This window comes from Rhodococcus sp. T9N (assembly GCF_024436645.1).
Taxonomy (GTDB): domain Bacteria; phylum Actinomycetota; class Actinomycetes; order Mycobacteriales; family Mycobacteriaceae; genus Rhodococcus_F; species Rhodococcus_F qingshengii.
In genome coordinates this window covers 311232-335121 of record NZ_JAMSKS010000004.1, presented here as the reverse complement: position 1 = coordinate 335121, position 23890 = coordinate 311232, and the positions used below count along the sequence as shown (strand labels likewise).

At 63.2% G+C, this 23890-nt stretch carries 23 protein-coding genes; 19 read left to right on the top strand and 4 right to left on the bottom strand.

Going from position 1 to position 23890, the window contains the following annotated elements; genetic code table 11:
- The first annotated feature begins 42 nt into the window (after nucleotides 1–42).
- The 10 genes from ftsY to trmD all read left to right on the top strand — a co-directional run bounded on the left by ftsY (nucleotide 43) and on the right by trmD (nucleotide 10868).
- On the top strand, nucleotides 43–1470 hold the full coding sequence (ftsY, locus tag M1L53_RS10275) for a signal recognition particle-docking protein FtsY (protein ID WP_261949219.1): 1428 nt from the start codon (nucleotides 43–45) through the stop codon (nucleotides 1468–1470).
- Between the two features lie 247 nt (nucleotides 1471–1717).
- Complete coding sequence (locus tag M1L53_RS10270; RefSeq protein ID WP_051649690.1) at nucleotides 1718–2977, top strand: ammonium transporter; 1260 nt, start codon at nucleotides 1718–1720, stop codon at nucleotides 2975–2977.
- Between the two features lie 56 nt (nucleotides 2978–3033).
- Entirely contained in the window at nucleotides 3034–3372 is a 339-nt protein-coding gene (locus tag M1L53_RS10265; RefSeq protein WP_003942772.1) for a P-II family nitrogen regulator, read from the top strand.
- Entirely contained in the window at nucleotides 3362–5869 is a 2508-nt protein-coding gene (locus tag M1L53_RS10260; RefSeq protein WP_054187792.1) for a [protein-PII] uridylyltransferase, read from the top strand. Before M1L53_RS10265 ends, M1L53_RS10260 begins: the two co-directional genes overlap by 11 nt.
- Nucleotides 5870–5984: 115 nt before the next feature.
- Nucleotides 5985–7562 (top strand): signal recognition particle protein, encoded by a 1578-nt coding sequence (ffh, locus tag M1L53_RS10255; protein WP_003942713.1) that lies wholly within the window; start codon nucleotides 5985–5987, stop codon nucleotides 7560–7562.
- 3 nt (nucleotides 7563–7565) lie between these two features.
- Nucleotides 7566–8648 (top strand): amidohydrolase family protein, encoded by a 1083-nt coding sequence (locus tag M1L53_RS10250; RefSeq protein ID WP_054187760.1) that lies wholly within the window; start codon nucleotides 7566–7568, stop codon nucleotides 8646–8648.
- A gap of 209 nt (nucleotides 8649–8857) precedes the next feature.
- Nucleotides 8858–9328, top strand: coding sequence for a 30S ribosomal protein S16 (gene rpsP, locus M1L53_RS10245; protein ID WP_003942818.1), 471 nt, complete (start codon nucleotides 8858–8860; stop codon nucleotides 9326–9328).
- Nucleotides 9325–9567, top strand: coding sequence for an RNA-binding protein (locus M1L53_RS10240; protein ID WP_003939023.1), 243 nt, complete (start codon nucleotides 9325–9327; stop codon nucleotides 9565–9567). The genes rpsP and M1L53_RS10240 overlap by 4 nt, the downstream gene beginning before the upstream one ends.
- Nucleotides 9568–9581: 14 nt before the next feature.
- On the top strand, nucleotides 9582–10154 hold the full coding sequence (rimM, locus tag M1L53_RS10235) for a ribosome maturation factor RimM (RefSeq protein ID WP_030535432.1): 573 nt from the start codon (nucleotides 9582–9584) through the stop codon (nucleotides 10152–10154).
- A gap of 9 nt (nucleotides 10155–10163) precedes the next feature.
- Nucleotides 10164–10868 (top strand): tRNA (guanosine(37)-N1)-methyltransferase TrmD, encoded by a 705-nt coding sequence (gene trmD, locus M1L53_RS10230; protein ID WP_054187759.1) that lies wholly within the window; start codon nucleotides 10164–10166, stop codon nucleotides 10866–10868.
- Here the strand turns inward: trmD and M1L53_RS10225 are convergent.
- Nucleotides 10865–11440 carry a dihydrofolate reductase family protein gene (locus tag M1L53_RS10225; protein WP_054187758.1) on the bottom strand — a complete coding sequence of 192 codons (576 nt, stop codon included), beginning with the start codon at nucleotides 11438–11440 and terminating at the stop codon, nucleotides 10865–10867. The genes trmD and M1L53_RS10225 overlap by 4 nt on opposite strands.
- 68 nt (nucleotides 11441–11508) lie before the next feature.
- Here M1L53_RS10225 and M1L53_RS10220 point away from each other — a divergent pair, with 68 nt between their 5' ends.
- The gene (locus tag M1L53_RS10220; RefSeq protein WP_003942695.1) at nucleotides 11509–12087 is read left to right on the top strand and encodes a TetR/AcrR family transcriptional regulator; all 579 of its coding nucleotides are present in this window, start codon (nucleotides 11509–11511) and stop codon (nucleotides 12085–12087) included.
- Nucleotides 12088–12091: 4 nt separating this feature from the next.
- On the opposite strand, the gene M1L53_RS10215 is transcribed toward M1L53_RS10220, so the two are convergent.
- Nucleotides 12092–12538: a GtrA family protein gene (locus tag M1L53_RS10215; RefSeq protein ID WP_007729301.1), complete on the bottom strand. Its 447-nt coding sequence runs from the start codon at nucleotides 12536–12538 to the stop codon at nucleotides 12092–12094.
- Nucleotides 12535–14733, bottom strand: coding sequence for a hypothetical protein (locus M1L53_RS10210; RefSeq protein WP_054187791.1), 2199 nt, complete (start codon nucleotides 14731–14733; stop codon nucleotides 12535–12537). The genes M1L53_RS10215 and M1L53_RS10210 overlap by 4 nt, the downstream gene beginning before the upstream one ends.
- A gap of 172 nt (nucleotides 14734–14905) precedes the next feature.
- On the opposite strand from M1L53_RS10210, the gene M1L53_RS10205 reads away from it, so the two are divergent.
- Both M1L53_RS10205 and rffA read left to right on the top strand, forming a co-directional pair.
- Entirely contained in the window at nucleotides 14906–15892 is a 987-nt protein-coding gene (locus M1L53_RS10205) for a glycosyltransferase (RefSeq protein WP_003942691.1), read from the top strand.
- Complete coding sequence (gene rffA, locus M1L53_RS10200) at nucleotides 15882–17024, top strand: dTDP-4-amino-4,6-dideoxygalactose transaminase (protein ID WP_003942806.1); 1143 nt, start codon at nucleotides 15882–15884, stop codon at nucleotides 17022–17024. Before M1L53_RS10205 ends, rffA begins: the two co-directional genes overlap by 11 nt.
- Nucleotides 17025–17050: 26 nt before the next feature.
- Here rffA and M1L53_RS10195 read toward each other — a convergent pair whose 3' ends face one another.
- Nucleotides 17051–18037, bottom strand: coding sequence for a serine hydrolase (locus tag M1L53_RS10195; protein ID WP_007729299.1), 987 nt, complete (start codon nucleotides 18035–18037; stop codon nucleotides 17051–17053).
- A gap of 75 nt (nucleotides 18038–18112) precedes the next feature.
- Between M1L53_RS10195 and M1L53_RS10190 the strand changes: the two genes are divergently transcribed.
- The 6 genes from M1L53_RS10190 to M1L53_RS10165 all read left to right on the top strand — a co-directional run bounded on the left by M1L53_RS10190 (nucleotide 18113) and on the right by M1L53_RS10165 (nucleotide 23808).
- Nucleotides 18113–20452 carry a Tex family protein gene (locus M1L53_RS10190; RefSeq protein ID WP_007729297.1) on the top strand — a complete coding sequence of 780 codons (2340 nt, stop codon included), beginning with the start codon at nucleotides 18113–18115 and terminating at the stop codon, nucleotides 20450–20452.
- A 104-nt stretch (nucleotides 20453–20556) separates the two neighbouring features.
- Nucleotides 20557–21444: a hypothetical protein gene (locus M1L53_RS10185; protein WP_003942742.1), complete on the top strand. Its 888-nt coding sequence runs from the start codon at nucleotides 20557–20559 to the stop codon at nucleotides 21442–21444.
- Nucleotides 21445–21533: 89 nt separating this feature from the next.
- Nucleotides 21534–21875: a 50S ribosomal protein L19 gene (rplS, locus tag M1L53_RS10180; protein WP_003942791.1), complete on the top strand. Its 342-nt coding sequence runs from the start codon at nucleotides 21534–21536 to the stop codon at nucleotides 21873–21875.
- 55 nt (nucleotides 21876–21930) lie between these two features.
- The gene (gene lepB, locus M1L53_RS10175; RefSeq protein WP_172403453.1) at nucleotides 21931–22734 is read left to right on the top strand and encodes a signal peptidase I; all 804 of its coding nucleotides are present in this window, start codon (nucleotides 21931–21933) and stop codon (nucleotides 22732–22734) included.
- Nucleotides 22735–22784: 50 nt separating this feature from the next.
- Nucleotides 22785–23465 (top strand): ribonuclease HII, encoded by a 681-nt coding sequence (locus M1L53_RS10170; RefSeq protein ID WP_024487346.1) that lies wholly within the window; start codon nucleotides 22785–22787, stop codon nucleotides 23463–23465.
- Between the two features lie 37 nt (nucleotides 23466–23502).
- Entirely contained in the window at nucleotides 23503–23808 is a 306-nt protein-coding gene (locus M1L53_RS10165; RefSeq protein WP_003942715.1) for a DUF2469 domain-containing protein, read from the top strand.
- Nucleotides 23809–23890: the final 82 nt, after the last annotated feature.

Below are 23890 nucleotides of genomic sequence, written 5' to 3'. Positions count from 1 at the left end.
GCCCTGCTCACTTTCCGGGTCGGAGCCTGAAACAATGGGCCGGTGACTACCCAGGCTTGGATCATCATCGCGGCTGTAGCGGCCGTACTACTCGTCGTTCTCGTTGCCGGATTCCTGCGCTACCGCAAGGGGCAGGTATCGCTGAAGGCGCCCGAGACGAAGCCGGAGCTCGGCGCCCCCGAGAAGGACAAGTCAGGCGGCTACAAGGCCGGTGGCGGGTTCAACTTCAGTCAGGGGTCGACGGCAACGGCGCCACCTCCGGTGGTTCCGACACCGCCGGTCGCCGAGAAGCCGCCCGTCGTCGAAGAACCTGTCGTCGAAAAACCGATCGTCGAAGAACCGGTTGCGGAGAAGCCGGCCGTTGTCGAGGAGCCGGTTGTCGAAGAACCCGCTGTTGCCGAGGAACCGGTTGTCGAAGAGCCGGTAATCGAAAAGCCGGTCGTAGAAGAACCAGCGGTAGCAGAACCTGTTGTCGAAGAACCTGTCGTTCCCGAACCTGTCGTCGTTCCCGCGCCAGTCGAGCCTGCACCGCGCGTGCTGGACGAGATCGACCCGACCGAGGGTCGGCTGGACCGATTGCGCGGGCGCCTTTCCCGCTCGCAGTCAGCAGTCGGCAAGAGCTTGCTGGGTCTGCTCGGTGGCGGCGATCTGGACGAGGACTCGTGGGAAGAAGTCGAGGACACCCTCCTCATCGCAGACCTCGGCTCCGCGACCACGGAAAAAGTCGTCACGAAGCTTCGTGAGCAGATGGCGGCCCGCAGCGTCCGGACCGAGGCTGCCGCCCGCGCCCTTCTGCGCGAGGTGTTGATCGCCGAACTGCGTCCCGAACTGGACCGCTCCATCCGCGCATTGCCGCACGATGATCACCCGGCTGTTCTGCTCGTCGTCGGCGTCAACGGGACCGGCAAGACAACCACCACCGGCAAGCTGGCTCGCGTGCTCGTCGCCGACGGTCGTCGCGTCGTGCTCGGTGCCGCGGACACGTTCCGCGCCGCCGCCGCCGATCAGCTCCAGACGTGGGCCGAGCGTGTCGGCGCTGAAGTTGTTCGTGGCAAGGAGGGTGGCGATCCCGCTGCGATTGCCTTCGACGCGGTCTCACGGGGCATCGCGGACGGCGTCGACGTGGTCCTGATCGACACCGCCGGCCGTCTGCACACCAGGACCGGTCTGATGGACGAGCTCGGCAAGGTCAAGCGGGTTATCGAGAAGAAGGCCTCGGTCGACGACGTTCTGCTGGTTCTCGATGCGACGGTCGGCCAGAACGGACTGGCGCAGGCTCGAGTGTTCGCGGAGGTCGTGGACATCACCGGCGTCGTACTGACCAAGCTGGACGGAACCGCCAAGGGCGGAATCGTCTTCCAGGTTCAGCATGAACTGGGTGTGCCGGTGAAGTTGGTCGGCCTCGGTGAAGGTGCCGACGACCTGGCGCCGTTCGAGCCGGGTGCGTTCGTCGACGCCCTCCTGGGCTGACGCCCCCGTGCGCCTTTTCGGTAGCGCGAACTACCAAAAAGGCGCACAGGGTCGGTAGAACTCCCTGGCGAAACCTGTTTGCAACAAAGTTGGGCAATTGGTTCACGTCTGCGAAACGCGACAGCGCCATGGACGAAACACCAGCCCAGCACTCTTCTCCTTAACGACGTGCTGCCCGGCACGTGCGACTAGGAGGTAGTAAGTGAGTACCGACGATTTGTTGGCGAACTCCGGTAACGCCGCATGGATGCTGATGGCTGCATCTCTGGTCTTGCTGATGACACCCGGCCTCGCTTTCTTCTACGGCGGGATGTCTCGGTCCAAGTCCGTCCTGAACATGATGATGATGTCCTTCGGGGCCATGGCCGTCATCGGCGTCATCTACGTTCTGTGGGGATGGTCGATGTCCTACGGCTCTGAGAACATCGGGGGCATTTTTGCCAACCCGTTCGAGTTCTTCGGCCTCAAGAACAGCATCACCGATGCTGACGGCAACTTCATCGCCGGCGCCTGGGGCTACCCCAACGTCATCGACATCGCGTTCCAGGTGACATTCGCGATCATCACCACCGCCCTCATCAGTGGTGCCCTGGCCGAGCGGGTCAAGTTCGGCACCTGGCTCCTGTTCTCGGGTATCTGGGTCACCGTCGTCTACTTCCCGCTCGCACACATGGTGTGGGGCGGCGGACTCCTCTCGGGCTCCGAGGACGGCATCGCGGCAAAGCTCTTCGGCACCACGGTCAACGACGACGGAGTCACCGTCGCCAACGTCGCTCCGATCGACTTCGCCGGTGGCACAGTCGTTCACATCAACGCGGGTATGGCCGGTCTCGTCCTCGCACTCATCGTCGGCAAGCGTCTCGGCTTCGGCAAGACCGCCTTCCGTCCGCACAACCTGCCCTTCGTGATGCTCGGCGCCGCACTCCTCTGGTTCGGTTGGTTCGGCTTCAACGCCGGCTCGGCATTCGCCGCCGACGGTAACGCCGGTCTCGCCTGGGTCAACACGACCACCGCGACGTGTGCCGCAGTCCTGGCCTGGCTCGCTACCGAGCGTATTCGTGACGGCCACGCCACCAGCCTCGGCGCAGCTTCCGGTGCGGTCGCCGGTCTGGTCGCCATCACCCCTGCTGCCGGTGCGCTCAACCCGGTCGGTTCCATCTTCCTCGGCGCAGTAGCCGGCATCCTGTCCGCTCTCGCTGTCGGCCTGAAGTTCCGCTTCGGCTTCGACGACTCGCTCGACGTCGTCGGTGTTCACCTTGTCTCCGGCCTGTGGGGCACGATCGGTATCGGATTCTTCGGCACCGCAACCGGCCTCTTCTACGGCGGCGACTACAAGCAACTGGTGGTTCAGATCGTGATCGCACTCGCAGCACTCGTCTTCACCGGCGTTCTGACGACGATCATCGGCTTCGCACTCAAGCCCCTGGGCTGGCGAATCTCGGCCGAGGACGAGGCACGCGGCATCGACGAGACCGAACACGCAGAGACCGCATACGACCTCGCGTGATCAGCACGTGATTAAAGTGAATTCAGGCACTTCAGAGTTTGGAAAGGGATGAGCACATGAAGCTGATCACAGCAATCGTCAAGCCGTTCACGCTCGAGGACGTCAAGACCGGACTCGAGCAGGCCGGAGTGCTGGGTATGACCGTCAGCGAAGTTCAGGGCTACGGCCGACAGAAGGGCCACACCGAGGTGTACCGAGGTGCGGAGTATTCCGTGGACTTCGTACCCAAGGTCCGGGTCGAGGTCGTCGTCGACGACGCGGCCGTGGACAAGGTGGTCGAGGTGATCGTCGAGGCCGCTCGAACCGGCAAGATCGGTGACGGCAAGGTGTGGGTCTCGCCAGTCGAGTCGGTCATCCGGGTTCGCACCGGGGAACGCGGTGGCGATGCACTCTGACCCGAAAGGGTCCGAGAACTTCGGCCCTGGTTCCGTCGCGAAAGCGACGGGGCCAGGGCCGGTCTCGTCAGGGGGATCCGACGAAGCTGCGGACCTGGCCCGCGCACGCAAGGCCCTACTCACCGGAGGCGTCAAGAACAGGAGGCTCGACGCCCCCGCGCTGCGACATGCACTGGTCGATCTGCACGAATTCTGGTTGACCACCAAGGGGACCGAACTGGGCATCAAACCGGATTGTGGGTTTGCCATCGTCGCCGTGGGTGGTCTCGGCCGACGCGAACTGTTGCCGTATTCCGATCTCGATCTGATTCTGCTGCACGACGACATGGACCCGGCGGTCGTGGCCCAGGTTGCGGACAGCCTGTGGTACCCGCTGTGGGACGCGCACATCAAACTCGACCACAGCGTGCGGACGCTTCCGCAGGCGCTTCAGGTTGCGGCCACCGACATGACGGCAGCACTCGGAATGCTCGAAGCACGCCACATTGCCGGCGACGTGGAGCTGAGCAACTTGTTGATCAGTGGTGTCCGACGACAGTGGCGCATGGACATCCGCAGCCGATTCGACGAATTGATCACCCAGACCCGTACGAGGTGGGAGCGCAGCGGCGAGATCGCCCATCGCGCCGAACCGGATCTCAAGAGCGGTCGTGGCGGGCTGCGAGACGTCCAACTGCTCAACGCCCTTTCCATCGCGCAATTGACCGACGGGATGCCGGGGCTGGGACCCAACTCGCCCGGCGGCGGTCTGGCACTTGCGCACAGGCGGTTGCTCGACGTGCGCACCGAACTTCACCGCGTTGCCGGTCGCGCCCGCGACCAACTGCGAGCACAGGACGCCGACGAGATCGGTGCGGCGCTACGGATCGGTGATCGCTTCGATCTGGCGCGACTTCTCAGCGAATCGGCGCGCACCATCAGCTATTCGGTCGACGTCGGTATCCGTACCGCCGGAAACTCCTTGCCCCGGCGTGGTTTGTCGCGGCTGCGTCGCGCGCCGGTGCGGCGGCCACTGGACGAGGGTGTCGTCGAGCATGCCGGCGAAGTAGTTCTGGCGCGCGATGCGAGACCGAAGAAGGATCCCGGTCTGGTGATGCGGGTCGCGGCAGCGGCGGCCACCAACGGCATGCCGATCTCCGCGTCGACGCTCAATCGCCTGGCGGACAATGCCCCCGAATTGCGTGAACCGTGGCCGAAAAATGCAGTCAACGATCTCTTGGTCGTGCTGGGTTCGGGATCGCGTGCGGTTCCGGTGATCGAGGCGATGGACCGGACCGGGCTCTGGGGTCGACTCCTGCCGGAGTGGGGGACCATTCGCGATCTTCCGCCGCGCGACGCCGTCCACACGTGGACGGTGGATCGGCACCTGGTCGAAACCGCCGCGTATGCAAGCGGATTCACCACTCGCGTCGCTCGGCCGGATCTGCTCATGCTCGGTGCGTTGATCCACGACATCGGGAAGGGGCGAGGGGGAGACCACAGCGTCGTCGGTGCCGAATTGGCCACCGCGATCGGAAATCGCTTGGGACTTTGGCCTTCCGACGTCGCGACGTTGACGGCGATGGTGCGCTACCACTTGCTGTTGCCGGAAACCGCCACCCGTCGCGACCTCGACGATCCGGCAACGGTGCAGCGAGTGGTCGACGCACTCGAGGGAGACGGGACCCTTCTCGATCTCCTGCATTCGTTGGCGGAAGCGGATTCGCTGGCCACCGGGCCTGGTGTCTGGGGCGACTGGAAGTCGTCGTTGATCGGCGAGCTGGTGCGTCGTTGTCGTTTGCTGATGGCAGGGGAGGAGCTCCCGCAACCCGATCCACTCGCTCCCGAGCAATTGGCCATCGCCGAGGAGGGCGGGGTTCACGTCTCGCTCGTTCCGGCCGAGAATGCGCACACCTACGTCGTGACCGTCATCGCGCCCGACGCTCCCGGGCTGCTGTCTCGGGCTGCCGGAGTTCTGGCGCTGCAGTCCTTGCGGGTGCATTCCGCATCGGTGGGGTCGCATGCAGGTTCGGCGGTCAACTCGTTTGTCGTGACGCCGAGGTTCGGCACACCCCCGCAGGCGGTGCTGCTCCGGCAGGAATTGATCCGGGCTTCGGCCGGTGAACTGAATTTGCTCGAACTTCTCGACGCGAAGGACGAGGAGGCACGGGCAGAGCAGTGGGACGACCCGATCCAGACCAACAAGGATTCCGCGGTTCCGGTGCTCTATGCGCAGGCGCCGCCGCGGGTCATCTGGTTCGACGCGCCCGGTGACGGTCAGGCGATCCTCGAATTGCGTACCGAGGACCGCGTCGGCCTGCTCTGCCGACTGGCCGCAGCACTCGAACACAGTGGAGCCGACATCCGGTGGGCGAAGGTCGCCACCTTGGGTTCCTCGGTGGTCGACGCGTTCTGCCTCGACTTCGGTGAGGCCGATACCCGCGCGGCGCGAGAGCGCGTCGAGGAGGCGGTGCTGGCGGTGGTTCCGGTGCCACAACCCAAGAAGAAAGAGGATTGACGGACCGGTTTCGGCAGTTACGCCCGCATCGGCTGGGATCGGTGCGGGCGTAGCGGCTAGGCTGGTGCCCGAGAATATCCACGGCTAACTCGCACGACCTTCAGGAGCGCACTCGGTGTTCGAATCCCTTTCCGACAGATTGACCGGATCTCTCAAGGATCTGCGTGGCAAGGGTCGTCTGTCCGGCGCCGACATCGACGCTACGGCCCGCGAGATCCGCCTTGCCCTGCTCGAGGCCGACGTCGCGCTTCCCGTAGTGCGCAGCTTCATCGCCAAGATCAAGGAACGCGCCAAGGGCGCCGAGGTCTCGGGTGCACTGAACCCGGCTCAGCAGGTCGTCAAGATCGTCAACGAAGAGCTGGTCGAGGTTCTCGGCGGCGAAACTCGTCGACTGCAGTTCGCCAAGACTCCGCCGACGGTCATCATGTTGGCCGGTCTGCAGGGTTCCGGTAAGACCACGCTGGCCGGAAAGTTGGCCAAGTGGCTCAAGGATCAGGGGCACACGCCCCTCCTCGTCGCCTGTGACCTTCAGCGTCCCGGCGCCGTCACTCAGCTTCAGATCGTCGGTGAGCGTGCAGGCGCCGCAGTCTTCGCGCCGCATCCCGGTACCTCCATCGGCGGCGGCGAGAACGCACTGGGCGTGTCCGCAGCCGACCCCGTCGAGGTCGCCCGCGCCGGCGTCGAAGAAGCACGCAACAAGCATTACGACGTCGTGATCGTCGACACCGCCGGTCGCCTCGGTATCGACTCGGAGCTGATGGCGCAGGCCGCCGGTATCCGTGACGCCGTCAACCCGGACGAGACCATCTTCGTCCTCGACGCCATGATCGGTCAGGACGCGGTCAGCACGGCCGACGCTTTCCGTGAGGGAGTCGGCATCACCGGTGTCGTCCTCACCAAGCTCGACGGCGACGCCCGCGGTGGTGCCGCGCTGAGCGTCCGCGAGGTCACCGGCCAGCCGATCCTCTTCGCGTCCACCGGCGAGAAGCTCGAAGACTTCGACGTCTTCCATCCCGATCGCATGGCCAGCCGGATCCTCGGCATGGGCGATGTCCTGAGCCTCATCGAGCAGGCCGAGCAGGTGTTCGACGCCGATCAGGCCGAAGCGACCGCAGCGAAGATCGGTTCCGGTCAGCTCACCCTCGAAGACTTCCTCGATCAGATGATGGCCGTCCGCAAGATGGGCCCGATCGGCAACCTCCTCGGTATGTTGCCGGGTGCCGGCGGCATGAAGGACGCGCTGGCCAACGTCGACGAGAAGCAACTCGATCGCATTCAGGCCATCATCCGCGGTATGACGCCGGCCGAGCGCGACGATCCGAAGATCATCAACGCCTCACGCCGACTGCGCATCGCGAACGGTTCGGGCGTCAAGGTTTCCGACGTCAACCAGTTGGTGGATCGTTTCTTCGAAGCCCGCAAGATGATGGCTGCCATGGCCGGCCGTATGGGCATGCCCGGCGCGCGTAAGCAGGTTCGCAGCAAGAAGGGCAAGAAGGGCAAGAAGGGCGGCAAGGGCCCGACGCAGCCCAAGATGCGCGGAGGATTCCCCGGCATGGGCGGATTCCCGGGTATGCCCGGCGGAATGCCGGCCGGCATGCCCGACCTGTCGAACATGCCCAAGGGTCTCGATCAGTTGCCGCCCGGACTGGAAGGCATCGATCTCTCCCAGCTCAAGCTGCCCAAGAAGTAGTCGGTGGCTGCGCTTCATCTGCGGGGTATCGGTCTGCCCGATGCCGAGCCGATCGAATTGTGGATCGTCGACGGGCTGATTTCCTTCGAGCCGGTGTCCGGTGCGGAGACGATCGTCGAATCGGGTTGGATCACACCGGGTCTCGTGGATGCGCACTGTCACGTCGGTATCCGCTACGGCGGTGGCGGCGGCGAAACCGTCGACGGCTTGCTGGGGCAGGCGAAGACCGAACGTGACGCGGGCGTGCTGTTGCTTCGTGACGCCGGATCGCCGGTCGACACCAGGTTCATCGACGAGCGCCTCGATCTGCCGCGGATCATTCGCGCAGGTCAGCACATCGCAGCACCGAAGCGGTACATCGCGGGCCTGCCGGTCGACCTGGACGACGAATCTCAGTTGCCGGCCGAGGTGGTGCGTCAGGCACGCGCCGGTGACGGTTGGGTCAAGCTCGTCGGGGACTGGATCGATCGTTCCATCGGTGACCTCGCCCCGTTGTGGAGCGACGAGATTCTGGTCGAGGCCATCGCTGCCGCCCATGCCGAAGGCGCAAGGGTCACCGCTCACGTCTTTGCCGAGGATGCTCTGCCCGGCCTGATCAACGCCGGCATCGACTGCATCGAGCACGGCACCGGATTGACGGACGCGACCATCGAGTTGATGGTCGCTCACGGCACCGCCTTGGTTCCGACGCTGATCAACATCGCAACTTTCCCCGAGATCGCGGACTCTGCCACCCGGTATCCGATCTACGCGGCGCACATGCGGGATCTGCACGCTCGTCGACATCGGACGATCGGTGCCGCTCACGAGGCCGGGATTCCGATCTATGCCGGAACGGATGCCGGCGGATCGATCAGGCACGGGCGGATCGCCGACGAGATCGCCGAACTCGAAGTTGCCGGTTTGACGGCGCATCAGGCGCTGGGCGCAGCCTGCTGGGACGCGCGGAGTTGGTTGGGTGCGCAGGGGATCGCAGAAGGAGCGCCCGCCGACCTGGTGGTTTACTCTGAAGATCCGCGCGGAAACCCCGATGTGCTCGCGAAGCCGATGCGTGTGATCCTCCGCGGAACCCCCGTGAGTGGTTAGGGAGTCCCCGCACTCTCGAAGCGCGCACAGGGTGGTTTCCGAACGAGCCCACCCATCTGGCACAATGGACCATTGTTCGTCGCAACCGGTTACGTACCGCTGCGACGGTCACAGGATAGAGGCAAAACCGGGCTCACAAATCGTGTGGGTCGCTGAATTGCACGTGACATGCGCAGCACTGTTGTGCGCGCTGAAGGAGAACTGCAGCTGTGGCTGTCAAAATCAAGCTCACCCGCCTCGGCAAGATCCGCAACGCTCAGTACCGCGTTGTCATCGCCGACTCGCGCACCCGTCGTGACGGCCGTGCGATCGAGACCATCGGCAAGTACCACCCCAAGGAAGAGCCCTCGCTGATCGACATCGATTCCGAGCGCGCTCAGTACTGGCTGTCCGTGGGCGCACAGCCCACCGAGCCCGTCGAGGCACTCCTCAAGATCACCGGTGACTGGCAGAAGTTCAAGGGCCTGCCGGGCACCGAAGGCACCCTGCGCGTCAAGGAAGCCAAGCCCACCAAGCTCGAGCTCTTCCAGGCTGCGCTCGCGCAGGCCGAGAACGAGCCGGTTGCAGAAGCAATCACCCCCAAGAAGAAGAAGGCTGCAAAGGCTGACGAGGCCAAGGCAGAAGACACCGCGGCTGACGCCGAGGCTCCCGCTGCAGACGCCGAGGCTGCTGACAAGTGAGTGCCGTCGTCGCTGATGCGGTAGAGCATCTCGTGCGTGGCATCGTCGCCAATCCCGACGATGTGCGCGTCGAGCTGATCACCGGACGTCGGGGACGGACCGTCGAGGTGCACGTGCACCCAGACGATCTCGGCAAGGTCATCGGTCGGGGTGGTCGCACTGCGACCGCTCTGCGGACCTTGGTCTCCGGCATCGGTGGCCGCGGTATCCGTGTTGATGTCGTCGACACCGATCAGTAGACGGCAGTAAACAGGTGGAACTCGTAGTCGGTCGTGTCGCGAAGTCGCATGGCATCAAAGGTGAATTGGTAGTCGAGGTTCGTACAGACGAGCCCGAAGATCGTTTTGCCGTAGGTTCCGTGCTGCGTGGGCGCAAGCCGCGCGAGTCCACACTGAAGTCGTACACAGTGGAAGCCGCCCGGGATCATTCCGGGCGGCTTCTGCTGCGCCTCGAAGGCGTCAGTGACCGTGGCGACGCAGATGCGTTGCGCGGCACACTGTTCGTCATCGACAGTTCCGAACTCGAGCCTTCGGATGATCCGGACGAGTTCTACGATCACGAACTCGAAGGACTGAAGGTCGTCCTCACGGACGGTGCCGAGGTCGGTTCGGTCATCGAGGTATTGCATTCCGCCGCAGGCGAATTGCTTTCGATTCGCCGTACCGGTGAGGCATCCGGCGAATTGCTGATCCCGTTTGTCGCCGCCATCGTCACCTCGGTGTCGATCGCCGACGGTGTCGTGGTGATCGAGCCTCCCGAGGGACTGCTCGACCCGGACTTCGGCGACAAGTCGAACAGCGACAAATCGAACTCAGACAACGACTGATCGTTTGTTATGCGTCTCGACGTCGTCACCATCTTTCCCGAGTATCTCGAACCGCTTCGTGCTGCCTTGCTGGGCAAGGCAATCGAACGTGGCTTGATCTCGGTCGACGTCCACGATCTTCGGTCGTGGACCCATGACGTGCACAAAGCCGTCGACGATTCTCCGTATGGCGGCGGACCCGGCATGGTCATGAAACCCACCGTCTGGGGCCCGGCACTGGACGACGTGATCGGGCGCTCCGATTCTTCCGGCCCCGATGATGCCGAGACCATTCTGGTGGTGCCCACTCCCGCCGGCGTTCCGTTCACCCAGGAGGCCGCGCACCGCTGGTCCAACGCCAAGCACCTTGTGTTTGCCTGCGGCCGATACGAAGGTATCGATCAACGGGTTTTCGACGACGCCGCCAAGCGGGTCAGAGTCGAAGAAGTCAGCATCGGCGATTACGTCCTGATCGGCGGCGAAGCAGCCGTGCTGGTGATGGTCGAGGCTGTCGTGCGACTGATGCCCGGCGTTCTCGGCAATCAGCTTTCACACCAAGAGGATTCGTTTTCCGACGGCCTTCTCGAAGGGCCTAGCTACACTCGCCCGGCTGTGTGGCGCGACCTCGAAGTTCCGCCGGTGCTTCTCTCCGGTGATCACGCGAAGATCAAAGCGTGGCGCCATGAGCAGTCGCTGCAGCGCACGGCCGAGCGTCGACCGGATCTTCTTCCTTAGGTATTTCGCTTCAACCAGGTGATGCTTGCGCCGTCGTCGAGCGATTCGGTTGCAGTCGGTGTGAACGGTGTCGGCTCGAAGTTACCTCTGATCATCGGTATGCCTGCGCCGGCGACTACCGGATACCTCTTGATGATCAACTCGTCGATCTCCGGTAGTAGTTCGCCGGCGAGAGTTCCGCCGCCACACAGCCAGATATCTTGTCCTTCTTCCTCTTTGAGAGATCTGACTACCCCAAGCGGATGGGCGCGAACGATGGTGACGGGGGGATCCTCGGCGTCAGGGATGGTTGTGGAGACGACGAACTGACGCAGGTGCGCGAAGGGGCTTTTCACTCCGGCGGCCAGCCCGGGCTCGTAGGAGCCGCGGCCCATGACGACCGTGTCGAAGGTCTTGTTGGGCGCGTCCTCGATTCCGAGAGCGGGCCGCACATGCGTTGGCACGGTTTCAGGATATCGATCGCATATCCAGGCCGTGATCTGTTCGGAGACCGGGAGGAAATCGAATTCGCCACCAGGCCCCGCGATGTATCCGTCGAGGGAAGCTCCCACGTAGTACACAAGCTTTCGCATATAACGCTCCGTTCGTAGTACTATGTTTGTAGTGGTTTAACTTAGGGTCGTGTCAGGAGTGATGTCAAGTGCGAAAGAACCCGGAACGCCGGCTTGCCCTGATCGACGCGGCAATCGAGGTGTTGGCCCGAGAGGGTGCTCGAGGCTTGACGTTTCGAGCCGTTGACGCCCAGGCAGCAGTGCCGAACGGGACAGCGTCGAACTACTTCTCCAATCGCGACGACCTGCTCACTCAAGCGGGTGGCCGGATCTACGAGCGACTGATTCCGGAGGACCTCGAAGGGATGATCGATCCCGTCAACGGCACCGATCGTGAGCGCCTGGTGACGCTCATGCTCGACGTGGTCGAGCGCGTCACCTCGTTCGGAACGGGTTTCCTCGCGCTCATGGAGTTGCGACTGGAGGCGACGCGTCGACCGGACCTGCGTGCGGTACTGACCGTCCGCATCCGAGAAGACTTCGATCTGAACGTAGCCAATCATCTGGCGTCGGGCGTGCCGGGTGATGCGATGACCGTTCGCCTGCTCTATTTGTCGCTGAACTGGCTCGCACTGGATCGACTCACATTGCCGAACCTGTTCGGAGAGGAAGATATTCGGACGATCGTCGAGGCGGCAGTGGATCGAGCGCTACCCCGCGAATCGTAGAAGGTCAGTGCCGTTCGGCAGGTTTGCGGCGGAACGAGAAGTATCGATGACCGAAGAAGCTCACACCGGCAACGATCAACATGACAACCGCCTGGGCGGGAAGCGGCGGGGCATGCAGAATCGACACCGCGATTGTTCCGAGTATCAGATTCAGCACCAGGCCACCGGAATTGACGACGATGAACGCTCCCAGGTCGCGTGCCACATGTCCGCGGACGCGGAAAACGAGAGTCCGATGCAGAACGAAAGCGATGAGGACGCTGATGGAGTACGCGCCGATCACAGCCACTTGATACAGATCCTTGTTGTCGAGGATCAGTGACCAGACCACGAAGAGCGCGTATCCGATCGCCGTATTAGCCACTCCGACAATGGCAAATGCGATGGGCTGATGCTTGACCACCCGAAGCAGTGGGCCGGGGTTCTCGGGTGATGCGATGTCTTCGGTCATGAAGACTCGGTTTTCACGGTGTTGATCCCGTCCTTGCGTCGGTTCCGCAGATACATCCACTCGAGCACGCTGAGTCCGAGGACTCCGGCGACCATCGAAGCGCCGCCGACCTTCCATCCCGGGGGACGCCACGTCAGGACAAGTTCCGCGTCTTTCGTACCGGCTGGAACGTCCACGGTGACAAAGGACTTCGCGACGACGTCGATCGGGACAGGCTGACCGTCGATGCTCGCCCGATATCCGGGCCAGCCGAGCCGTGCGAACACAACCTTGCCGCCGGTCTCCGAACTGACACGAAGGGTGCTCGACATGTTCGATTCCGCGATCGACGTAGCCTCGACGCCGTGGGCGTCGGCGATGCGTCCGTTGCGTGTCGAGACGGGGCCGTCGACGCGTTCGAGTACCGAGATGTAGTTCTCGTGTCCGGGGTAGTCGACCCATTTCCATCCGTCGGGAGCCGGGTTCTTGCGTGCATCGGGGTAGAGAGCGTTCTGAAGTACGACGCGGTCCACGTTCATCAGGTCGACGATGGTGCGGCCGGTGGTGGGTTCGACGGTGAATGCGCGTCGGAAGGCGTCGGGGCAGACACTCATGTCCCAGCGCATGCAGAGCAGATCACCGAAGTAGAAGTGCCCGTTGGGGGTGTAGCCGCTGGTGTAGGTCAGTTCGAGGTCTTTGGGGTAGTTGCCGAAAGCCAGGGAACCGTACGCTCCGTCGAGGGTCTTGTCCCCGGGGGCGATGAGCGCACGGTCGCCCAGTTGCAGTGTCGTGCCTTCGAAGTCGGGGAAGGCGTCTTTCATCTCCGAGCGGGATTCGGGCAGGTTCCAGCTCATCGGGGTTGGTTGCGCGGCCCGAACCTGGGCGTACGCGATGGGGGAGACCGCGACGATCGCTACGAGGCATGCGAAAGCAGTGCCCTTGGTACGGCCGAGCCAGACCATCGCGGCGCCGAGTGCGGCAACGAGCAGGGCCGAGATCACATGCCATTTCGCGAGCCCGGGAGCTGCCGAGGCTGACCGAATCAGAAGCAGGCCCACGAGGATTCCCGCTGCAACGCAGCGCCCGCGCAACTTGTCGGTCGTGGCGTAACGCCCGAGCAGGATGCACACCAGAAGCAGGAGTCCGATGGCCACCATCGGAAGTACGCGCGCGGGCCACCGCAGTGGGCCGATCGTGCTCGGCCCGGCAGTCCACATGAGGACGGCGACCGTGAAGATCCCGACGGCGGTCAATTCGCGTGCCGCGGCGCGTGCCTTGCCCCAGTCGATGAATGCCAGGGCGGGTATGAGGAACCAGGCGATGTAGACCATGGGCATGGTCTGGATGTATCCCCACCACGAGGTGAACGCGGGCATCGTGCTCGGCAGGCTCGCGTTCAGCGATTCCGACCACGGGACGGCGAGGAATGCATCGTTCTTGACTTCGGATGCACCGCGCCAGGTGACGTCCGCGGTGAGCAGGCTCGGCAGATACGTCGCGAGACCGGCCAGAGCGGCACACGCGGACACCGCCAGAAGCCGCAGTGACGGCAGCCAACGCCGCTGATAGACAACTTCGCCGATTGCGACCGCGCCGATCATCAAGCCGGATTCGACTGCGGGGAAAACATATTGGACCGACATCGCGAGATACAAGAACACGAAGGTCGGGATCGGACCGCTCTTACCTCGGGCGTAGCGGATTGCCGACGCCCACGCCTGAACCATCCAGGCAGTGCCGGTGAAGGCAGTCATCCAACTGGCCGAGTCGAAGAACAGCAGGAAACCGGTGAACGGAATCGAGACGCCGGCGACGGCAGCCCACGTGGGCTTCGAGCCGTACTCGAGGCAGATCCGATAGACGCCGAGTGCAAGGATGATCGCGAAGATCAACTTCACGATCGTCGCGTACAACGCCAGGTTGTCGAAGGACGGTGCGATCAGGTCGATCAGGAGTTGCGGTGGATTGAGAAGGCCTGCTTCCTCGATCGCGTAGTTGCCCGCCATCCAGTTCTCGGGGACGAGCACCGGGAGGTGTCCTTCTCGCAGACTGCGGCCGAGCATGACCCACAGCGGCGCGTATTGGGACTCGGTGTCGTCGGTGTAGAAGTGACGAGCATTCGCGAGCACCACGGCCAGATAACCGGCGATGACACCGATCGCCGTGACGGCGCCCCACTTGTACACGTCTGCCCGGGCGAGAGTGCGAGTTTCCACCACGAGTTCCAGACCTTAACAGGGCAGGTGGGGCGTACGGAGACGCGAGCGCGTCACGCGCCGCCGGCATCCGAAGTCAAGACATCTCTGCGTGTTAAAGTTCGCGACGGTGTGGGCCCGATCGTGCCTGTCTCTCGGCGCCAGTCGAGCCCCCTGAAGGGAGTGGAAGCGAGTGCACTCGATTTCCGTCGTAGTGCCCGTTTATCAGGGCGAAAAGACGATCACGGCGCTCGTCGAGGAGTTGGACGGCCTGGGCACACCGAGTGCGACGCCCGGTGGTGCGCAGTTCTCCGTCGACGAGATCGTGCTGGTTCACGACAACGGCCCGGACCGCTCCGACGTCGTGTTACTCGAATTGGAGCGCCGTTTCGAGCAGGTGCGTGTCGTGTGGCTCAGCCGCAACTACGGCCAGGACGCGGCGACCATCGCCGGCATGGCCGCTGCAACTGGACAGTGGATCGTGACGATGGACGAGGACGGCCAGCACGACCCGGTGCACATCGGGGCTTTCCTCGACACCGCGCTGACGGAGCGATCCGATCTCGTGTATTCCAAACCCACGAACACACGCCCGCACGGATTCTTGCGGAACCTGACCTCGCGCGGCGCAAAGATCGTCTTGGCGACGGTATTCGCGTTCCCTGATTCGACGAGATTCGAAAGTTATCGCCTGATCCGCGGTGACATCGGCCGACAGTTGGCCGGCGTCGCGGCCAACGGCGTGTATCTGGACGTTGCGCTGACGTGGGTTGTCGGTAACACGGCCACGGCGCCGGTGACACTTCGAGCCGAAGGCCGCGAAGAATCCGGGTACAACTACCGCCGTTTGTTCTCGTTGTTCTGGAAGATGGTGTTGTGTAGCGGAACACGCGGTCTGCGGCTGGTCAGCCTGCTCGGAGTCACCCTGGCGTCGGCCGGCGTGATCATGGCCGCGGTGATCTTCATCGGGGCCATGACCGGCGACAACAATGATCCCGAAGGATGGGCGTCGATCATCATGGCGCTGCTGGTCTGTTCGGGTGCGATTCTGTTCTCGCTCGGGCTCATTGCCGAATATCTCGGTGTGGCACTGCACGTCCTTGTCGGAAAGCCGCTGTATCTGACTGTCGACTCCCCGCGGCCCGGAACCTCGATCGATCGGCGTAGTCGTGAGCACTGATCGCATCATCTTCTCCCGCCCCTATCGGGCATCGAACGAATTGTCGAATCTGGCAACGGTTCTGGAGTCCGACCACATTCACGGTGACGGACGTTTCACCAAGTCCGCGACTGCAGCGCTCAAGGCGATCACCGGATCCACGCATGCTCTGCTGACCACCTCGTGCACGCATGCACTCGAATTGGGTGCGCTGCTGCTCGAATTGGGCCCGGGCGACGAGGTAATAGTTCCGAGCTTCGCGTTCAGTTCGGCGGCGACCGCCGTCGCGTTGCGCGGGGCCACTGTTGTTTTCGTCGACATCGATCCGAGTACCGGCAACATCGACCCGGCGTGCGTCGCGGCGGCGATCACCGAACGCACCAAAGCTGTACTGGTCATGCATTACGGCGGAGTCGCCGCGGACATGGAACCTCTCCTCGACCTCGCGGAACTCCACGGCGTTGCGTTGATCGAAGACAACGCTCACGGACTCGGCGGAAAGTGGCGCGGGCGCTCGCTCGGCACCATCGGAACTATCGGAACGCAGAGTTTTCACGACACCAAGAACGTTCACTGCGGTGAGGGCGGCGCGCTGTTGCTCTCCGACGATCAGTTGATGACTCGCGCCGAAATCATCCGTGAGAAGGGGACCGACCGTGCGCGTTTCCTGCGCGGGCAGGTCGACAAGTATTCGTGGCAGGACATCGGGTCGAGTTATCTGCCCAGTGAACTCAATGCCGCCGTCCTCGACGCACAACTCTCCGAGTTCGACGCGATTCAGGCGGCCAGGCATCGCGTCTGGGATGCCTACAGCGTGAGTCTGGGCGAGTGGGCGGCCGCGAACGGTGTCGTGCCCATGGCGGTGCCCGATGATCGCGAGCACACTGCGCACCTGTTCTATCTCAAGATGCCGACCGAAGAGAGCCGTGACGGCTTGATTCGGCACCTTGCCGGTGACGGAATCGTGGCGCCGTTCCACTACGTTCCGCTCGATACGAGTGCGGCCGGTGTGCGCTACGGACGAACACCGCAGCCGTGCGTGCGTAGTGCCGAGTTCTCCGCGTCGATCCTTCGACTGCCGCTGTGGCCCATGCTCACGTTCGAACAACAGGACCGTGTCATCGGTTCGGTGCTCGAGTACAAGCAGGCTTGAGGACGAACACGACCGCGTGGATCGAATCAGGGCCCGGAAGCTTCGGGCATCGCCGAATCCGCGGTCGTGGATGCCGCTGCCCAGTCGTCGATGCTTCCGCTCGGGAAGAGAATCTGCGTGACGCCGGTGACCGTGTCGCGAGCGTGCAATGCACTTTCGTCGTCGACGGCATCGGTGAACGAGGTGTCGGGATAGAAGCTGTCCTCATCCGTGTACTGGACGTCTTCTCGCGAACCGATCGCGATGATGTATCGGTTGTCGTCACCGACGATGCCGGTGGACAGATGGATCCACTTGTCCTCGACACAGCACATCCAGCCCTGTTTGACTCCTATGACGGGCTCGCCGAACAAGGCCTCGGGCAGGCCGAATCTCTGGTCGTAACCGTCGGTTCCTTCGGGAGTGGATTGCCGCAGGTACTCGACGAACTGCTCGACCCGTTCAGGTCCGAGTTGATCGGAGTCGTCGAGGACACCGCTGTAGAAGGTGACCAGGTCACGTGTCGTGGTCTCGGTGTTCCACCACATTCCGTCCCAGGGCGGCGTCGTCGCGGTCAGTGCGTAACGCTCGGCGACGCGGGTGATCACCTCTTGGCCGCCGACCTCGTCCCACAGGAGGTTGGCTGCGGTGTCGTCGGAGGATTCGAGCATCGCCGCCATGAGGGTGCGATCGTCGTCCGTGATGGGTCGCTCACCGCGCGCATCCTGATGAAGTAGATCCTCGGCGATGAAAAGTTTTGCCACCGAGGCTGTTTCGATCTGCTGGTCACCGGCGACGTCGAGGTACTTGTCCGAGGAGCGGTCGAGGATGGCGATGGAGACGTCCGCACCACGCCCGAGCGCAGCTACCTGAGCCTGTCCCAGACGGCCGTCGAGGGTCTCGGCTACCGGAACATTGGTGTCGGGAAAGGCGGGGGTCTGCATCGGATCATCCGGGTTCTGCCCACCGCTGCACGAAGCCGCAAAAGTAACTGCGGCCACCATTGCGGCAATCCGGACGTACCGCGTACTCATTTGTTTCCCCCGGTAGCCCTGACACGGCACTGTTGCCGATCTTCTTGTCTCAGGATAGCGGTAGGGTCGGATCTCGTGATTCTCAAGACCGTGAACCAGCGCATTGCCGAGGAACTCGACGTCCGCGAAGGCCAGGTTGCAGCAGCAGTCGACCTTCTCGACGGCGGAGCCACGGTGCCCTTCATCGCCCGGTACCGCAAGGAAGTCACCGGCACGCTCGACGACGCCCAGCTGCGACTCCTGGACGAGCGGCTGCGGTATCTCCGCGAGCTCGACGACCGTCGTGACGCCGTGCTCACGGAGATCGACTCTCAGGGCAAACTCGACGATCAACTGCGCGGTCAGATCATGCTGGCCGAGACGAAAGCGCGGCTGGAGGACATCTACCTCCCCTTCAAGCCGAAGCGGCGCACCAAGGCGCAGATCGCCCGCGAGGCCGGCCACGAGCCCGTCGCCGATGCTCTCATCGGAGATCCCACCACCGATCCCGCGAAGTATTCGGACGAGCAGCTCGACGGTGCCCGGTCGATCCTCGTCGAGCGCTTCGCCGAGGACGCCGATCTGGTCGGTGAATTGCGTGAGCTGATGTGGAATCGCGGCCAGGTCGTCTCCTCGGTCCGCAAGGGCAAGGAAACCGATGGCTCGAAGTTTGCTGACTACTTCGAGTTCTCGGAACCGTTCTCCAAATTGCCCTCTCACCGCATCCTCGCCGTCCTGCGCGGCGAGAAGGAAGAAGTGCTGTCGCTCAACATGGCGGCAGACACCGAAGAACTCGCGCCGGGGGAGCGCACGGTCTACGAAGGCCGCATCGCGTCGCGGTTCGAGATCGCCGACCGTGGTCGGGCCGCCGACGGGTGGCTTCTCGACACCGTCAAGTGGGCGTGGAAGACGAAGTTCGCCGTCACGCTCGGTATCGACACTCGGATGCGTCTGCGGCAGTCGGCCGAAAAGGACGCCGTCGACGTCTTCGCCACCAACCTCAAGGATCTACTCCTCGCAGCTCCCGCCGGCGCCCGACCCACCATGGGACTCGACCCCGGATTCCGCACCGGAACGAAGGTTGCCGTCGTCGACGGAACCGGCAAAGTTGTTGCCTACGAGACGATTTACCCGCACCAGCCGCAGAACAAGTGGGACGCGGCTCTCGCGACGCTTGCCGGACTGGTCGCCGAACACGGCGTCGAACTGATCGCCATCGGCAACGGCACGGCCTCACGCGAGACCGACACGCTCGCTACCGAACTGATCAAGAAGACCGGCGCGCCCAACCTGACCAAGATCGTCGTCTCCGAGGCAGGCGCATCGGTGTACTCGGCTTCGGCCTACGCGTCGCAGGAACTTCCCGACCTCGACGTCTCGATTCGCGGTGCGGTGTCCATTGCGCGTCGCCTGCAGGATCCGTTGGCGGAGTTGGTCAAGATCGATCCCAAGTCCATCGGCGTCGGTCAGTACCAGCACGACATCACCGAATCGCTGCTCTCGCGTTCCCTCGACGCCGTCGTCGAGGATGCCGTCAACTCGGTCGGCGTCGACGTCAACACCGCGTCCGTGCCGCTGCTTGCTCGGGTGTCCGGAATTGCAGGATCCCTTGCAGAGAGCATCGTCGCGCATCGGGACCAGAACGGTCCGTTCAAATCCCGCAAGGGTCTCAAGGATGTCTCCCGCCTGGGACCCAAGGCATTCGAGCAGTGCGCAGGCTTCCTGCGGATCACCGACGGCGACGACCCTCTCGACGCGTCGAGCGTCCACCCGGAGGCATATCCGGTGGTTCGCAAGATCGTTGCGAGTGCAGGCGGGGACGTGCGCACCGTGATCGGAAACTCGCAGGCACTTCGATCGGTCAAGGCGTCCGACTACGTCGACGAGCGATTCGGTCTACCGACCGTCACCGACATCATCTCCGAGTTGGAGAAGCCGGGACGAGATCCACGACCCGAATTCAAGACCGCAACCTTTGCCGCAGGTATCGAGAAGGTCGCGCATCTCAAGCCAGGCATGACTCTCGAAGGCGTGGTCACCAACGTCGCAGCCTTCGGCGCCTTCGTCGACATCGGAGTTCATCAGGACGGTCTGGTTCACGTCTCGGCGATGTCACACAACTTCGTCAAGGACCCACGCGAGGTCGTCAAGTCAGGTGACGTCGTCAAGGTGAAGGTCCTCGAAGTGGACGAGGCACGCCAACGCATCGGGCTGACGCTTCGTCTCGACGACGAGGTGGGAGCGCCCCGCAAGTCCGAAGGCCAGCGAGGTGGGCAACCTCAGCGGCAGGGCCAGCCGCAGGGCCAGCGTCAAGGGCAGGGTCAGCAACGAGGAAATGGCGGACGCCAGGGCGGACGCGAGCAGCGACCGGACAACCGCGCGCCTGCTGCCGGGTCGATGGCCGACGCTCTGCGCAAGGCGGGCTTCGGCAAGTAAATCCGTCCGCCGGGTTTTCGAAGTCCGTATCGTCACAATCGAGTCGGTTGGGGGTATGAATCCGATCAGGGTCGGATCATGAATTCGGTGAAGGGAGGACAGTGATGCGGGAGTGGCTCGAGCGCGAGATCATCGCCCATGGCCGATTGCCGTTGCTGTTCTTCCTGCTCGGGTTCCTGTCCGCCTTCCTTTTCATCCGCCTCAGCGTCCGGATGATTCGCGCGCAAGTGAAATGGTGGCCGGGCAACATCGCGCCCGGAGGCCAGCATGTGCATCACGTCGTGTTCGGTGTGATCGCCATGATGATCTCCGGTGGTGCGTTGATCGCGGTCTACGTCGATGGTTCGCAGACCACCGGTGCCGTCCTGGCGGCGATCTTCGGTATGGGTGCGGCGTTGGTGCTCGACGAGTTCGCACTGATCTTCTATCTGAAGGATGTGTACTGGTCCGAACAAGGTCGGACCTCGGTGGATGCGGTCTTCGTCGCGATCGCCGTGACCGGTCTGGTGCTGCTGGGTTTCCGCCCGCTCGAACTTCTCGACGTCGCCGGATTCCGTGAAGAACGCGATCCGTGGATCAAGTTGGTCTTCGTTTTCGTCGCGTTGATCAACTTCGCCTTGGCCGCCATCGTGATTCTCAAGGGGAAGATCTGGACGGGGCTCGTCGGTCTGTTCGTTTTCCCGTTGCTGGTAATCGGAGCGGTTCGCCTGAGCCGGCCGGGTGCACCGTGGGCTCGCTGGCGGTACACGCGCAAGCCGAAACGGATGAACCGCGCGCTCGAACGCGAACGGAAATGGCGTCGGCCCGTCATCCGGGCCAAGATCTACGTCCAGGATCTGATAGCCGGATCGCCGAGCGTCGAACATGCGATGACCGCGGCCGAGCAGGAACTGGACCACACCATCCACGCAGCTCCGCCGCCACCGATTTCCCCGCTGGTATCCGCGTCTGGCACAATGGACGGGTTGCCTGGACCAGGCAGCAGCACTTGATCTGGGCACGAACCAGACGAGCGCCGTTTCGGGAGACCGAAACGCGTGCCGCTCGGTTCCTCTGCTCCTGCGAAATACAAGGATGACATATGAACACCCTGGACTTCCTGGACAAAAAGTCGCTCCGCGACGACATCCCCGAGTTCCGTCCCGGCGACACGCTCAACGTGAACGTCAAGGTTATCGAAGGCTCCAAGGAGCGCGTGCAGGTCTTCAAGGGCGTCGTTATTCGTCGCCAGGGCGGCGGCGTTCGCGAGACCTTCACCGTCCGTAAGGTCTCCTTCGGCGTCGGCGTCGAGCGCACCTTCCCGGTTCACAGCCCCACGCTGGCCTCCATCGAGGTTCTGACCCGCGGTGACGTCCGTCGCGCCAAGCTGTACTACCTCCGTGAGCTTCGTGGCAAGAAGGCGAAGATCAAGGAAAAGCGCTGATCTTTCCGATGAGCCCGGCACCGCGTACGCGCGGTGTCGGGCTAATCTGGTTTCTGTGGCAGATTCTTCGAAGGAGCAGGCATTGTCGTCCGGACCCGAGAATCACGAGGGATCAAGCGGTTCCGCGGAACCGACCTCACATCGGCCGCAGAAGAAACAGCGATCGTTTCTGCGAGAACTCCCTGTTCTGATCGGCGTAGCGCTGGTACTCAGCATCGTCCTTCAGGCATTTGTCTTCAGAGTTTTTCTCATCCCATCCGAGTCGATGGAACCGACACTGCACGGCTGTGCGGGATGTACCGGTGACCGCATCGTGGTGGAGAAGATCGGATACCGCTTCGGCGATCCGGAACCCGGCGACGTCGTCGTCTTCAAGGGACCCGATTCGTGGAACACGAAATATGTGTCCAATCGGTCCGACAACGTTGTCGTCCGCGGCATTCAAGAGGTCGGTTCGTGGGTCGGCCTCGTTCCGCCGGACGAGAACGACTTGGTCAAGCGAGTGATCGCTACCGGCGGCCAGACCGTCGAATGCTGCGACGAGCAGGGCCGAGTCCTGGTCGACGGCAAGCCGCTCGACGAGCCGTACATCAAGATGGATTTCCCGTTCACTCCGGGAACGCAAACGTGTGACACCGAATTGAAGTCGGGCCGCTGCTTCGGACCGATCACCGTTCCCGAGGGCCACGTGTGGGTCATGGGTGACAACCGCAGCAATTCCGCCGACTCGCGCTACCACGTCGACGACGAGTTCCAGGGAACCGTCCCGATCGACAACATCATCGGTCAAGCTCGTTTCATCGTTCTTCCCCCGTCGCGAATGGGCGGCATCGATGCGCCTGATATTCAGGGCAACTGAGTTGTCGGACCGCACACATGGATTCGCGTAGTTCCGAGTAGGCAGAGACAGTGAGTAGTTGGCCCCCTCGCGTTGTCATTCGCAGATCGGCAGGTCTGCGGACGATGGAGTCTGCGTTGGCGCGAACCGGACTCGGTCCGGTGGCCGGCGTCGACGAGGCCGGGCGCGGAGCGTGCGCTGGTCCACTTGTCATTGCAGCGTGTGTCCTGGCGCCGAAACCGCAAGCAGCCCTCGCGCGGCTCGACGATTCGAAGAAGCTGACCGAACGTGCGCGCGAGGAGCTTTTCCCGGCGATCAAGCGCTTGGCTTTGGCGTGGAGTGTCATCTCTGTTCCCGCTGCGGAAGTCGATCAGATCGGCATCCACGTCGCCAACATCGAGGGGATGCGACGAGCAGTTGCGGGCCTCGACCTCGAACCGGGCTACGTTCTCACCGACGGATTCCGGGTTCCGGGTCTGACGGCTCCGTCGCTACCGGTCATCGGCGGTGACGGCGCCGCTGCATGCATCGCCGCGGCGAGCGTTCTCGCGAAGGTGACCCGAGATCGTGTGATGACCGAGATGGACGACACTCATCCGGGATACGGCTTCGCGATTCACAAGGGATACAGCACGCCACTGCACATGGACGCACTCGACGAGCTGGGGCCGTGCCCTGAGCACCGCATGACCTATGCCAACGTGGTGGCTGCGGGAGTCCGGTTGGAACAACGCGCGGGCCGTACGGGATGATGGACGTTCAGACGAACTGGGAGGACTGGCTAAACCGATGAGTGCCGAGGATCTCGAGAAGTACGAAACCGAGATGGAGCTGTCGCTCTACCGTGAATACCGGGACATCGTCGGACAGTTCTCCTACGTCGTGGAGACCGAACGACGTTTCTACCTGGCCAACACGGTCGAGTTGCTGCCCCACAATTCAGACGGGGAGATCTACTTCGAGCTGCGGATGTCCGACGCCTGGGTGTGGGACATGTACCGCCCGGCGCGATTCGTGAAATACGTACGCGTCGTGACCTTCAAGGACGTCAACATCGAAGAGCTGGACAAGCCGGATCTGCGCCTTCCTGACTGATCTGCGCTTGCCGGACTGATCTCGACAACGAAGTGGCCCCCCCCGAAAGGGGGGGGCCGTAGTTGTGGGGATCAGTGCCGCC

Bases quoted from the DNA above. Each gene is read 5' to 3' on its own strand.
- trmD (WP_054187759.1), top strand. From the start codon at position 10,164: ATGCGTCTCGACGTCGTCACCATCTTTCCCGAGTATCTCGAACCGCTT.
- M1L53_RS10260 (WP_054187792.1), top strand. From the start codon at position 3,362: ATGCACTCTGACCCGAAAGGGTCCGAGAACTTCGGCCCTGGTTCCGTC.
- M1L53_RS10225 (WP_054187758.1), bottom strand. From the start codon at position 11,440: ATGCGAAAGCTTGTGTACTACGTGGGAGCTTCCCTCGACGGATACATC.
- rplS (WP_003942791.1), top strand. From the start codon at position 21,534: ATGAACACCCTGGACTTCCTGGACAAAAAGTCGCTCCGCGACGACATC.
- M1L53_RS10265 (WP_003942772.1), top strand. From the start codon at position 3,034: ATGAAGCTGATCACAGCAATCGTCAAGCCGTTCACGCTCGAGGACGTC.
- M1L53_RS10195 (WP_007729299.1), bottom strand. From the start codon at position 18,037: ATGAGTACGCGGTACGTCCGGATTGCCGCAATGGTGGCCGCAGTTACT.
- M1L53_RS10270 (WP_051649690.1), top strand. From the start codon at position 1,718: ATGCTGATGGCTGCATCTCTGGTCTTGCTGATGACACCCGGCCTCGCT.
- M1L53_RS10165 (WP_003942715.1), top strand. From the start codon at position 23,503: ATGAGTGCCGAGGATCTCGAGAAGTACGAAACCGAGATGGAGCTGTCG.
- M1L53_RS10215 (WP_007729301.1), bottom strand. From the start codon at position 12,538: ATGACCGAAGACATCGCATCACCCGAGAACCCCGGCCCACTGCTTCGG.
- M1L53_RS10185 (WP_003942742.1), top strand. From the start codon at position 20,557: ATGCGGGAGTGGCTCGAGCGCGAGATCATCGCCCATGGCCGATTGCCG.